The 12,424-nt window shown below is 72.0% G+C and carries 12 protein-coding genes; 5 read left to right on the forward strand and 7 right to left on the reverse strand.

Annotated elements, in window-relative coordinates:
- Positions 1-135: 135 nt before the first annotated feature.
- On the forward strand, positions 136-1,527 hold the full coding sequence (locus ACFW3D_RS26770) for an FAD-binding protein (RefSeq protein ID WP_500507914.1): 1,392 nt from the start codon (positions 136-138) through the stop codon (positions 1,525-1,527).
- A 7-nt stretch (positions 1,528-1,534) separates the two neighbouring features.
- On the opposite strand, the gene ACFW3D_RS26775 is transcribed toward ACFW3D_RS26770, so the two are convergent.
- Positions 1,535-2,089, reverse strand: a complete 555-nt coding sequence (locus ACFW3D_RS26775) for an HPP family protein (RefSeq protein ID WP_500507916.1) — start codon at positions 2,087-2,089, stop codon at positions 1,535-1,537.
- Between the two features lie 277 nt (positions 2,090-2,366).
- Between ACFW3D_RS26775 and ACFW3D_RS26780 the strand changes: the two genes are divergently transcribed.
- Entirely contained in the window at positions 2,367-2,789 is a 423-nt protein-coding gene (locus ACFW3D_RS26780; protein ID WP_500507918.1) for a contact-dependent growth inhibition system immunity protein, read from the forward strand.
- Here ACFW3D_RS26780 and ACFW3D_RS26785 read toward each other — a convergent pair.
- On the reverse strand, positions 2,786-4,051 hold the full coding sequence (locus tag ACFW3D_RS26785) for an MFS transporter (RefSeq protein ID WP_500507920.1): 1,266 nt from the start codon (positions 4,049-4,051) through the stop codon (positions 2,786-2,788). The genes ACFW3D_RS26780 and ACFW3D_RS26785 overlap by 4 nt on opposite strands.
- 94 nt (positions 4,052-4,145) lie before the next feature.
- Positions 4,146-5,522, reverse strand: a complete 1,377-nt coding sequence (locus ACFW3D_RS26790; RefSeq protein WP_500507922.1) for a GH1 family beta-glucosidase — start codon at positions 5,520-5,522, stop codon at positions 4,146-4,148.
- 90 nt (positions 5,523-5,612) lie between these two features.
- Here ACFW3D_RS26790 and ACFW3D_RS26795 point away from each other — a divergent pair, with 90 nt between their 5' ends.
- Positions 5,613-6,251 carry a TetR/AcrR family transcriptional regulator gene (locus tag ACFW3D_RS26795; protein WP_500507924.1) on the forward strand — a complete coding sequence of 213 codons (639 nt, stop codon included), beginning with the start codon at positions 5,613-5,615 and terminating at the stop codon, positions 6,249-6,251.
- Positions 6,252-6,332: 81 nt separating this feature from the next.
- Here ACFW3D_RS26795 and ACFW3D_RS26800 read toward each other — a convergent pair whose 3' ends face one another.
- The 3 genes from ACFW3D_RS26800 to ACFW3D_RS26810 are packed head-to-tail and all read right to left on the reverse strand — an operon-like array spanning position 6,333 to position 9,314.
- The gene (locus ACFW3D_RS26800; protein WP_500507926.1) at positions 6,333-7,295 is read right to left on the reverse strand and encodes an electron transfer flavoprotein subunit alpha/FixB family protein; all 963 of its coding nucleotides are present in this window, start codon (positions 7,293-7,295) and stop codon (positions 6,333-6,335) included.
- Between the two features lie 44 nt (positions 7,296-7,339).
- Entirely contained in the window at positions 7,340-8,125 is a 786-nt protein-coding gene (locus tag ACFW3D_RS26805) for an electron transfer flavoprotein subunit beta/FixA family protein (protein WP_500507928.1), read from the reverse strand.
- Positions 8,126-8,162: 37 nt separating this feature from the next.
- Entirely contained in the window at positions 8,163-9,314 is a 1,152-nt protein-coding gene (locus ACFW3D_RS26810) for an acyl-CoA dehydrogenase family protein (RefSeq protein ID WP_500507930.1), read from the reverse strand.
- Positions 9,315-9,418: 104 nt separating this feature from the next.
- Here ACFW3D_RS26810 and ACFW3D_RS26815 point away from each other — a divergent pair, with 104 nt between their 5' ends.
- Together ACFW3D_RS26815 and ACFW3D_RS26820 are read left to right on the forward strand one after the other, a co-directional pair.
- Entirely contained in the window at positions 9,419-10,123 is a 705-nt protein-coding gene (locus tag ACFW3D_RS26815; protein WP_500507932.1) for a TetR family transcriptional regulator, read from the forward strand.
- A gap of 61 nt (positions 10,124-10,184) precedes the next feature.
- Positions 10,185-10,538, forward strand: coding sequence for a Zn-ribbon domain-containing OB-fold protein (locus ACFW3D_RS26820; protein ID WP_500507934.1), 354 nt, complete (start codon positions 10,185-10,187; stop codon positions 10,536-10,538).
- Between the two features lie 28 nt (positions 10,539-10,566).
- Here ACFW3D_RS26820 and sulP read toward each other — a convergent pair whose 3' ends face one another.
- The gene (sulP, locus tag ACFW3D_RS26825) at positions 10,567-12,348 is read right to left on the reverse strand and encodes a sulfate permease (RefSeq protein ID WP_500507936.1); all 1,782 of its coding nucleotides are present in this window, start codon (positions 12,346-12,348) and stop codon (positions 10,567-10,569) included.
- Positions 12,349-12,424 lie beyond the last annotated feature (76 nt).

The raw sequence follows: 12,424 nt of genomic DNA on the forward strand, positions 1-12,424 counted from the left end.
GCTTTCTCGTGATCCGAGACCACGGAGTCCATTCCGTGGTCTTTACTCAGCGGTAATTGGGAGTCCACGCGGCTCCTCTTTACCGTTTGCATGCAATCGTTCCAGTTGTGGCGAAAAGTCGCACTGGAGGCAACGATGACCGATCTTCCATTCGAACAGGACGTCAGGAAGCTGGCGTCCGCCGTCTCTGGCCCTGTACTGACGCCCGGGGACGAGGGGTACGCCGGGGAGTGTTCGGGGGCGAACCTCGCGGTGGCGCACCATCCACAGGTGGTCGTGGGCGCGGCGACCGAGGGCGACGTGCAGGCGGCCGTGCGGTTCGCCGGGGAGCGCGGGCTGCCGGTGGGGGTGCTGGCCACCGGGCACGGTCCGGCGCTGCCGGTGGACGAGGGGGTGCTGATCACCACGCGGCGGCTGGACGGGGTGCGCGTGGACGCCGGCGCCCGGACGGCGCACGTGGGGGCGGGGGCCCTGTGGGGGCCGGTGGTGGAGGCGGCGGCCGGGGACGGTCTCGCGCCCCTGGTGGGCTCGTCACCGTCGGTCCGCGTGGTCGGCTACACCCTGGGCGGCGGACTGAGCATCAGCATGGCCCGGGCCCAGGGCTGGGCCGCCGATCACGTGCAGACCATGGACGTGGTCACCGCCGACGGAGAGCTGCGGCGCGCCGCGCCGCAAGAGGAGCCGGACCTCTACTGGGCCCTGCTGGGCGGCAAGAGCAACTTCGGCGTCGTCACCGCCATGGCGTTCACCCTGTTCCCGGTGAGCCGGCTCTACGCGGGCAACCTCTACTACGCCGGGGAGCACGCGGGACAAGTCCTGCGGGCCTACCGGGACTTCACGGCGGCCGCGCCCGACGAGGTCACGTCCTCGCTCGCGCTGATGCGGATGCCGGACGCGCCCTTTCTCCCGGCGTTCATGCGCGGCACCCTGACGGTGAACGTCCGCGTCTCCTGCGTCGCACCGCCCGAACTGGGCGACCGGCTCGTCGCGCCGATGCGGAACGCCGCACCGCTGCTCGCGGACACGGTGACGGAGATGCCCTACGCGGACTGCCTGGGCATCATCCCGGAAGGCGGCGAACCCTGGGCCGCCGTCGAGCACTTCGCCCTGCTCGACGGGCTGACCCCGCGGGCCGTCGAGGCCGTCCTCGACACCGCCGGCCCCGACGCCCGGACGCGGATCGACATCGTCGACGTACGCCACCTCGGCGGCGCACTGGCCGCGCCGCCCGCGGCCCCCAACGCCGTCGGCAACCGGGACGCCGCCTTCGCGGTACTGACGCTGACCTTCGTGGCTGCCGGCGAGGCGGAGCGAAGTGCCGCCTCGGGCACGGAACTCACCGCGCGTCTGACGCCCCGGCCGGGCGACCGCCGGCACCCCACGTTCCTCTCCCACGCGGACGCGGTCGAGGAACGGACCCCGGCGGCGTACTCGCCGGAGACCTACCGTCGGCTGCGCGCGGTGAAGGCACGGTACGACCCGGACAACGTGTTCCGGTTCAACCACAACATCCCGGCGGCGGGTTGAGCAGCCCTCACCACCACGACGTGGGATAGACCTCGCGCCTCAGCCGGGCGGAGACCATCTGCACCACGACGAGGAGCAACGCGCCGGCGGCCAGCAGGGGGACGAAGTGGATCGCGGACGGAGTGGTGAGCATGATCATGACCGCGGTGGCCATGGCCGGCGGATGGGGCGTCCTGAGCAGCAGCACGAGTCCGCAGGCGACGCCGCAGCCCACGACGGCGGCCCAGGGGCCGTGCCAGCCGAGGGCGAGCACGCCGAAGCAGACGAGGCAGGAGACCATGTGGCCGCCGATGACGTGGCGGGGCTGGGCGAGCGGGGATTCGGGGGTCGCGGTGACGATCGCCATCGTCGCCGCGAGCGGCGGTACGAGCACCGTCTGGTGGGTGAGCGTGCCCAGGGCCACCAGTACGGCCAGTCCGACCGAGGTCGTGACGGCCGCGGAGGCGATCGTGCGCGGGGGCAGCCGCGGCAGGTGGCGTTTGCCGCGGCGCTTCGGCGCCGGCTCCGCCTCACCGGGCTCGGCGTCGGCGGTCTTGGCCGCCCCGGGCGCGTCAGTCGCCATGAGGGCGACCGGTCTCGGGACATGACGGGGCGCAGGCCCCCGGGGCACGCGGAATCAGCATGGGGACTCCTCGGATCATCCCCGTATCCGGCCCACGGCGGCTCTTCCGTGACGACGGGGATCACGCCCTCGATCGTCGCGTCGCCGCCCGGGTAGCGTCCAAGACCGCATTCCTATCGCTTGATCGAAGGCCTCTATCGACCCGTGCGGGGCCGGCCCGATCCGGCACCGCGCGGCCCGATCCGGCAGGGCGCGGTCCGGCGGGAGAATGGCCGCCGTGGAACGTCTGTTGCACCTCGACCGCACGCTCGACGAGCTGGACCCGCCTCGCTGGGATGCCCCGCCCGCGGACGCGACGCGTCCCGTCCGCAAGGTGCACGCGTTGCGGCGCGTCCCGCTGGGCGAGCTCCGCCCCGCGGATCTGCAGACGCTGCTCGCCCAGCGGGTGGGCCTGCCGTACGTCCTGCCGCTCACGGTGCGGCTCCTCGTCGCGGAACCGCTGCTGGACGCCTGGTTCTACGAGGGGGACCTGCTGCTCACGGCTGTCGCGGTCCCCGACGCCGCCTGGGACGCCCTGCCCGGTCTCGCCGCGCGGTTGGCCGCCGTCGTCGCGGACCTGCCGGAGGCGGCGGTCGCCGACCTGCCCCGCGGCGCGGCCCGGGAGATCGTCCGCTTCGGCTCCGGCTCCGCGCGGCGCTAGCGGACCCCGCGCACCTTGGCGATCAGCAGTCCGCCGAGCAGGGTGACGAGCGCGGTCGCAAGGTACAGGCCGGTGTAGCCGCCGAGGTGGGCGATGACGGGGGCGGCGAGGGCGGGGGCGAGCACCTGGGGGCCGGAGTTGGCGATGTTGATGACGCCCAGGTCCTTGGCGCGGTGCTCGGCGGCCGGGAGGACCTGGGTCACCAGGGCCTGGTCCACGGCCAGGTAGATGCCGAAGCCGGCGCCCAGCACCGCGGCGGCGGCCATCGCGGCGGGCCAGGTGTGGACGCAGGCCAGCAGCACCGCGCCGAGCGCCATGACCACGGCGCAGAGCCGTACGAAGCCCTTGCGCCGGCCGGCCCGGTCGGAGAGCACGCCCACCGGGACGGCGGTGAGCGCCGCGCAGAGGGTGTAGATCAGGGTGAGGACCAGTACGCCGGTGTCGGGGTCCTCGAGGCCGACCGAGTCGGTGAGGTAGTAGAGCAGGTAGAGCGTGCCCATGGCGTTGCCCAGGTTGATCAGGAAGCGGGTCAGCCAGGCCCAGCCGAAGTCGGGATGGCGGCGCGGGCTCACCCACAGGCCGGCGACCAGGCGCCGCGCGTCGAGGGGCGGGCGCAGCTCGCGGGGCAGCGCGGGTTCGCCGAAGCGGAGCACGAAGGGCAGCGCGAGGACGACGGTCAGCAGGGCGACCGCCGCGTAGCCGGAGGCGATCCCGGTGACCACGGTGGTGGTGACGACGGCACCGATGACGAGGCCGAGGGACTGGGTGATGCCGGTCCATCCGGAGACCTCGGCGCGCTGGCCGACCGGCACCCGGTCGGCGATCGGCGTGGTGACGCCCGCGAGCATGGCGTTGAGCCCGGCCTGGGCGAGGCACCAGCCGAGGGCCACGCCGAGGACGGTGTGCTGACCGGCCGTCACCAGGAGTCCGGCCGCCCCGGCCAGCGCGCCGCCGGCGATCCACGGCCGGCGGCGCCCGAAGCGTGAGGCCGTCCGGTCGGACAGGGCGCCGGCCACGGGGTTGGCGACCATCGCGACCAGGGCGCCGGCACCGGTCACCCAGGACAGCGCCGTGTGCTTCCCGTCCGGGTCGATGTGCTCCAGCTGCAGCGGCAGCAGGATCTGGATCGGGGTCATGAAGGCCATGAAGACGGCCAGCGTGGCCAGGCTGAGCAGGGCGGTCCAAGCCGGCCGGACCCGTACGGACGGCTCGGCCGACGTGGTGTCCGGGGTGTGGGCGGCGTCCTCACCGGTACGGCGCATGCGGTTCCCCCTGCAGCACCCTAGAACATGAGGTCATCTCATGTTCGCGCGAGTGTAGTGCCGGGCTCGCGGGGCGCCAAGGGATACGGGCGGATCAGTGCGCGGTGCGGCGCGCCTGCGCGATGCGCTCCCGGTACCAGTGGTAGGAGGCCTTCGGCGTCCGCCGCCGGGTCGCGTAGTCGACGTGGACCAGTCCGAACCGCTGGTGGTAGCCCTCGGCCCATTCGAAGTTGTCCAGCAGCGACCAGGTGTAGTAGCCGCGGACGTCGACCCCGCGGGCGTGCGCGGTCTCGACGGCCTCGATGTGGGTGCGCAGGTAGTCGATGCGGCCCTCGTCGCGGATCTCGCCGTCGTCCGCCACGCGGTCGGCCTGGGAGCAGCCGTTCTCGGTGATCCAGACGGGCGGGAGCGCGGCCCCGTAGCGCGCGGCGAGACCGGTGAGCAGTTCGGTGAGGCCGTCCGGCACCACCGGCCAGCCGAAGGCGGTGCGCGGGTAGTCGCGGCCCGGGACGGCGACGTCCGGTTCCAGGATGTCGAAGGGCAGGCCGGTCTCCGCCGAAGGGGCGGCGGTCCACGTGGGGTTGTAGTAGTTGACGCCCAGGCCGTCGAGCGGTGCCGCGACCACGTCGAGGTCGCCCTCCTGGACGACGCCGCCCCACGACGGGTCGGCGAGCCCGAACGCGGACAGGTCGGGGTAGCCGCCGAGCAGCAGCGGGTCGGTGAACAGCCCGTTGTGCAGCGCGTCGTAGGCCGCGGCGGCGGCGTGGTCGGCGTCGGTCGCGTCCTCGCGGGTCCGCACGGGGGTGCAGTTGTTGGCGATCAGCACCTGCGCGGGGACGGCGGCGTGCGCCCGCAGCGCGGCGGTGGCGAGCCCGTGCCCGAGCAACTGGTGATGGGCGACGGGCAGCGCCTCCAGCATCAGGGCGCGGCCGGGGGCGTGGGTGCCGAAGGCGTAACCGAAGACCATGTGGACGAAGGGCTCGTTAAGGGTGATCCAGCGGGTGACCCGGTCGCCGAGGCGTCCGGCGACGACGGCCGCGTACTCGGCGAAGTGGCTGGCGGTGTCGCGGTTCAGCCAGCCGCCCTCGTCCTCCAGCGCCTGCGGGAGGTCCCAGTGGAAGAGGGTCGGCGTGGGGGTGACGCCGGCCGCGAGGAGCTCGTCCACCAGGCGGTCGTAGAAGCCGAGTCCGCGCGGTTCGACGCGCCCCCGGCCCTCCGGCAGGACGCGCGGCCAGGAGATCGAGAAGCGGTAGGAGTCGAGCCCGAGGTCCTTCATCAGCGCCACGTCCTCGGCGTGGCGGTGGTAGTGGTCGCAGGCGACTTCACCGGTGTGGCCGTCGCGGATGGCGCCGGGCCGGGCGCTGAAGGTGTCCCAGACGGACGCCCCCTTGCCGTCCTCGGCGACGGCGCCCTCGATCTGGTACGCGGCGGTGGAGGCACCCCAGTTGAAGGAGGCGGGAAGCGGGGACATCGGGATCCTCTCCTCTGCCGGGCGCGAGAGACATGAGGAATGCTCATGTTGAGTTTCGCCAACCTACACCCGATCCGGCAGAGTGGAACCATGCAGGCACCCCCCGACCCGTCCGGTCCGCTCCGCCGACGCCCCGTGCAGCAGCGCAGCCGGGAACGTTTCGACCGGATCCTGGACGCCTGCGCGCGACTGCTGGACGAGGTCGGCCACACGGCGCTCACCACCAAGGAGGTGGCCCGGCGCGCGGAGGTCCCGATCGGGACGCTGTACCAGTTCTTCCCCGGCGTCGACGGGGTGCTGGGCGCCCTGGCCGAACGGAACCTGGGGCACTTCGCCGACCGGCTCACCCGCCGGGTGGAGGCCGAACGCCCGCAGCGGATCGGGGCGATGGTGGACCTGGCGATCGAGGAGTACGTCGCGATGCGCCGCGCCGTACCGGGCTTCGGCGTGGTCGACTTCGGGGCGATCGGCCGCGAGGACCCCCGCAGCATCCACCTTCTCGACGCGGTGCTGGAGAACAACGCGGCCGTCGCCGACCGGCTCTGGTTCCTCGTCGGCGGACTGCTCGGCGACGGTGACGGCGACCAGGCCACCGCCCGCGTACGGTTGCACGTCGCCCTCGAGTCCGCCGACGCCGTCCTCAGACTCGCCTTCCGCCGGGACCCCGAGGGCGATCCGGTGCTCATCGCCGAGTGCAAGCGGCTGCTGCGGGGCTACCTCGGCGGCTGACGGACACGCCGGGAGCCCCGTGGTGCCGGTGGGGGCGTCACGGGGCTCCGGTGCGTGTGCTGCCGGACGGGGGCCGGGGGGTCAGCCCTTGCGGGCCACGACCTCCTCGGTCAGCTGCGGCACGACCTGGAACAGATCACCGACCACGCCGTAGTCGACCAACTCGAAGATCGGCGCCTCCGGGTCCTTGTTGACCGCCACGATCGTCTTCGAGGTCTGCATACCCGCCCGGTGCTGAATCGCACCCGAGATACCCGCCGCCACATACAACTGCGGCGACACCGACTTACCCGTCTGACCCACCTGATTGGTGTGCGGATACCAACCCGCATCCACCGCGGCGCGGGAGGCACCCACCGCCGCACCCAGCGAATCGGCCAGCTCCTCGATCACCGAGAAACTCTCCGCACCACCCACACCCCGCCCACCGGACACCACGATCGCCGCCTCCGTCAGCTCCGGACGCCCCGTCGCCTCCCGCGCCGTACGCGACACCACCTTCGTGCCGGAGGCCAACGCACCGAAAGCCACATCCAGCGCCTCCACCGCACCCGCGGCAGAAACAGCCTCCACCGGCGCCGCATTCGGCTTCACCGTGATCACCGGCGTGCCCGTCGTCACCCGCGACCTCGTCGTGAACGACGCCGCGAACGCCGACTGCGTCGCCACCGGACCCTCAGGACCCGCCTCGACATCCACCGCGTCCGTGATGATGCCCGACCCCAACCGCAACGCCAGCCGCGCCGCGATCTCCTTGCCCTCACCCGAAGACGGCACCAGCACCGCCACCGGACCAACCACCCCGGCAGCCGCCTGCAGCGCGTCCACCTTCGGCACCACCAGATACTGCCCGAACTCCGCCGCGTCATTGACCAGCACCCGGGCCGCACCATGCTCACCCAGCACACCCGCGGTCGCCTCCGCGCCCGCACCCAGCGCCACCGCCACCGGCTCACCCAACCGACGCGCGATCGTCAGCAGCTCCAGCGTCGGCTTGCGAACCGCACCATCCACATGATCGACATAAACCAGGACTTCACCCATGGGAACACGTACTCCTGTGACTTCGAGGAACGAACGAAGAGGCTTCAGATGAACTTCTGGCTCGCGAGGAACTCCGCGAGCTGCTTGCCGCCCTCGCCCTCGTCCTTCACGATCACACCCGCCGACCGCGGCGGACGCGCCGACGCCTCATCCACCGTCGACCACGCCCCCGCCAGACCCACCTGCCCCGCATCGACACCCAGGTCGGACAGGTCCAGGGACTCCACCGGCTTCTTCTTCGCCGCCATGATCCCCTTGAACGACGGATACCGCGCCTCACCCGACTGGTCCGTCACCGACACCACCGCCGGCAACGACGCCTCCAGCAGCTCGCTCGCGGTGTCACCATCACGGCGACCCGACACCACGCCGCCCTCGACCCCCACCTCCGACAGCAACGTCACCTGCGGCACACCCAACCGCTCCGCCAGCAACGCCGGCACCACACCCGCCGTCCCGTCGGTGGACGCCATCCCCGTCACCACCAGATCGAACCCCGCATGCTCGACCGCCTTCGCCAGCACCAGCGACGTCCCCATCACATCACTGCCGTGCAGACCCCCGTCCTCGACATGCACCGCCTTGTCCGCACCCATCGACAACGCCTTGCGCAACGCGTCCTTCGCATCCTCCGGACCCACCGTCACCACCGTCACCTCGGCGTCACCCGACGCCTCCGCGATCTGCAGCGCCTGCTCCACCGCATACTCATCCAACTCGGACAGCAGACCATCCACCGCATCCCGATCCGTCGTCAGATCCCCCGCAAAATGACGATCCCCCGTGGCATCCGGCACGTACTTCACCGCGACAACGATCCTCAAGCTCACTTGATGTCCCTCCACACTCTCGGTTTGCTGATGCCGGTTACGGCAGGTTGCGGGCCATGACGATGCGCTGGACCTGGTTGGTGCCCTCGTAGATCTGGGTGATCTTCGCGTCGCGCATCATCCGCTCCACCGGGTAGTCGCGCGTGTACCCGTATCCGCCCAGCAGCTGCACCGCGTCCGTGGTGATCTCCATCGCCGCGTCCGAGGCGTAGCACTTGGCCGCCGCGCCGAAGAAGGTCAGGTCCGCGTCCGAGCGCTCCGACTTCGCCGCCGCCGCATAGGTCAGCTGCCGCGCCGCCTCCAGCTTCATCGCCATGTCCGCCAGCATGAACTGGATGCCCTGGAACTCGGCGATCGCCTTGCCGAACTGCTTGCGTTCCTTCACGTACCCCTTGGCGTAGTCCAGCGCGCCCTGCGCGATGCCGATCGCCTGCGCCGCGATCGTCACGCGCGTGTGGTCCAGGGTGCGCATCGCGGTGGCGAAGCCCGTGCCCTCGGCGCCGATCATCCGGTCGGCGGGGATGCGCACGTTGTCGAAGTACACCTCACGGGTGGGCGACCCCTTGATGCCCAGCTTCCTCTCCGGGGCGCCGAAGGACACGCCCTCGTCGCCCTTCTCCACCACGAAGGCCGATATGCCCTTGGAGCGCTTGTCCGGGTCGGTGACGGCCATGACGGTGTAGAACTCGCTCACGCCCGCGTTGGTGATCCACCGCTTGACGCCGTTGAGCACCCAGAAGTCCCCGTCGCGCACCGCGCGTGTCTTCATCCCCGCCGCGTCCGAGCCGGCCTCCGGCTCGGACAGGCAGTACGAGAACATCCCCTCGCCCCGCGCCAGCGCGCCCAGGTACTTCGCCTTCAGCTCCTGCGAGCCCGACAGCTGCACCGGCAGCGAGCCGAGCTTGTTCACCGCCGGGATCAGCGAGGACGAGGCGCACACCCGCGCCACCTCTTCGATCACGATCACCGTCGACAGCGCGTCCGCACCGGCGCCCCCGAACGCCTCCGGCACGTGCACCGCGTGCAGGTCGTTGGCCTCCAGCGCGTCCCGCGCCTCCTGCGGGAACCGGCCCTGCTCGTCGACCTCGGCCGCGAACGGGGCGATCTTCGCCTCGGCCAGGGAGCGCACCGCGTCCCGGAGCATGTCGTGCTCCTCCGACGTCCGGAAGAGGTCGAAATTGTCACTCACGTCCGTTACTCCAGTCCGCGTCAGACTTCCATGGCATCGAGTACCCTCAATTATGCACACTCAGTGCCATCGATCGACGGTCCCCCGGTGTTAGGTTCGCCTCCATGACCACGAAGCCCCCGATGCGGGACGCCCTCGTCGCCGCGGCCTTCCAGCTCTTCCTGGAACGCGGCTACGAGGCGACGACGATCGACGACATCGTCTCCCTCGCCGGCGTCGGGCGCCGGTCGTTCTTCCGCTACTTCCCCTCCAAGGAAGACGTGGTCTTCCCCGACCACGAGCGCGCGCTCGCCGACATGACCCGCTTCCTGGAGGCCAGCGCCGACGCGGACGACCCCGTGACGCGGGTCTGCGACGCGGCGCGCCTGGTGCTCGGCATGTACGCCGAGAACCCCACCTTCTCCGTGCAGCGCTACCGCCTCACCAAGCAGGTGCCCGGTCTGCGGGCGTACGAACTCTCGGTCGTCTGGCGCTACGAGCGGGCGCTCGCCGACTACCTCGGGGCACGTTACGCGGACCGCTCCGACGGCAAGCTCCGGGCCGACGTGATCGCGGCCGCCGTGGTCGCCGCGCACAACAACGGCCTGCGCACCTGGCTGCGTTCCGGGGCGGAGGGCGACGCCGGCGCGGCCGTGGACCACGCGCTGGAGTTCGTGCGCGCCGCCTGGAACGGGGAGGGCACCGCACGGCAGGGCGCCCCGGAGGCGGAGGACGACGTGGTGATCGTGATCACCAGGCGGCGGACGCCCATGTGGCGGGTCGTCCGGGAGATCGAGGCGGGCCTCGCGGAGGAGGGTTCTCCCGCGTAAGGCCTCACGTACGGCACTCAGTGCCTTCCCAAAGTGCACTCAGTGCCATATGGTGTGCGCCATGGATGACCGGACTCTCGACGCGCACGACGAATCGGTTGACGGCGGGCTGCTGGTCCAGCGGTGCCGTTGGTGCGGCAACACCTCCTTCCAGCGCCTCCTCTGCCCCACCTGCGCCTCCACGGAACTCGACGAGGTGCGCAGCGACGGCACCGGGGTGATCGTCCGCTCGATGCGGGACACGTCCCTGGTCGACCTCTCCGACGGGTTCTCGGTACGCGGCCGGATCGTCGGCGCCTCGCCGACGCAGGTGCGCAGCGGCGCCCGCGTCCGGCTGGCCCGTTCGGCGGACGACGAGGCGGGCGAGCTCCTCTTCGAGCTCTGCGAGCCGCCCGCGTCGCAGTACGCCTGGTAGCCGCCGCCCGGCCACCGTCTGCCGTACGTCAGTTGTGCGCCCCGTCCCCGCTCCCGTCGGTCCCGTTCCTGCCCCCGTCGGTGCCGTCCTGCGCCCAGGCGCGGTAGGCCTCGACCGCCGTGGGCAGGGTGGGGAAGATGCGCTCCCGGCCCACCGAATCGGTGAGCCCGTAGGCGTCCAGGTCGTCCAGCAGGTCCTGTTTGACGCGGGCGAGCGCGAGGACGATGCCGCGGTCGGCGAGTTCGCGGCGCAGTTCGTCCAGGGCGTCGAGCGCGGTGATGTCGACCTCGACATTGGCCTCGGCGTTGAGGACGAACCACCGCACCGGGTCGTGCTGGCGGTCGACGGAGGCGAGGGCCCGGCGCCGGAAGTCCTCGGCGTTGGCGAAGAACAGCGGCGAGTCGTAGCGGTAGACGAGCAGGCCGGGGATCGTGCGGGCCTGGGGGTAGTCGTCGACGTCGTGCATGCCGGCGAGGCCGGGCACCAGTCCCTCGACGGCGTCGTGCGGGCGGGCCACCCGGATCAGCATCTCGGCCACCGACAGGGCGACGGCCACCATGACGCCGTACAGGATGTCCAGGGCGAGCACGCCCGCCAGGCACGCGAGGGCCAGCAGCAGTTCACGGCGCCGGAACGACGCCAGGCGGCGGAACCCGGCGAGGTCGACCAGCCGGCAGGCGGCGAAGACCACGATGGCGCCGAGGACGGTGGAGGGCATCGCGGACAGCAGCGGGTTGAGGAACAGCAGGACGCAGACCACCGCCACCAGCGTCACCAGGGAGTACAGCTGGGTGCGGCTGCCCGCGGAGGCACCGAGGGCGGTACGGCTGGCGCTGCTGCTGACGGGGAAACCGTGCAGCACGCCCGACCCGAGGTTGGCGGCGCCCAGGGCGAGCAGCTCCTGGTTGCTGTCGAGACGGGCGGCGTCCCGGCCGGCGAAGGCCCTCGCGGTCAGCACGAAGTCGGTGTAGCCCACGAGCAGCACGCCGACCGCGGGCAGCAGCAGCCGGCCCAGGTCGCCGGGGGTGGGCAGGGCCGGCCGGGGCAGCCCGGAGGGGACCTCGCCGATGACCGCGATGCCGTGCCCCTCCAGCCCGAAGACGCCGACGACGACCGTGCCGGCCACCACGGCGAGCAGAGGCCCGGGGGCCCGGGGGGCGTACCGCTGGACGAGGAGGAGGAAGAGCAGCGCGGACGCGGCGAAGGCCACCGTCCCCGCGTGCGCCTGGGGCAGGTGCGTCACGAAGGAGACCAGTTGGGGGAAGAACTCCTCGCCCTCGACGGGCACCCCGGTCAGCTTGGGCAGCTGATCGATGATCATGATGCACGCGACCCCGGCGAGGTAGCCGACGAGCACGGGCCGGGACAGCAGGTCGGCGACGAAGCCCGCCCTCACGGCCCACGCCACCACGGCCAGCAGGCCGACCACGACGGCGAGCGCCGCGGCGAGCACGGTGTAACGGCCTGGGTCGCCCGCGGCGAGGGGCGCGATCGCGGTGGCGGTCATCAGTGCGGTGGTGGACTCGGGGCCGACCGACAGCTGCCGGGACGACCCGAGCAGGGCGTAGAGCGCGAGCGGCGCCAGGGTGGCCCACAGCCCGGCCACCGGCGGCAGCCCCGCCAGTTCGGCGTAGGCCATGACCTGCGGCACGAGGTACGCCGCCACCGTGACGCCGGCGAGCAGGTCGCCGCGCAGCCACGCCCTGCGGTAGCCGAGGAGGGTGGCCAGGCCCGGCAGCAGTCCGCGCCAACCGCGCTTGACGGCGGACCTCCCGGGCGGCGGGGCGGGAGTGGAGACGGCGGACGGCATGGGGTCATCCTCCCCGACGACCCCGCCTTGGGGCCGGTCGGCCCCTCCTCCCGCCCGGGGTGTCGGAGCACCCTGG

Origin of the sequence: Streptomyces sp. NPDC058864 (assembly GCF_042742985.1) — a bacterium.
Classification (GTDB): Bacteria; Actinomycetota; Actinomycetes; order Streptomycetales; family Streptomycetaceae; genus Actinacidiphila.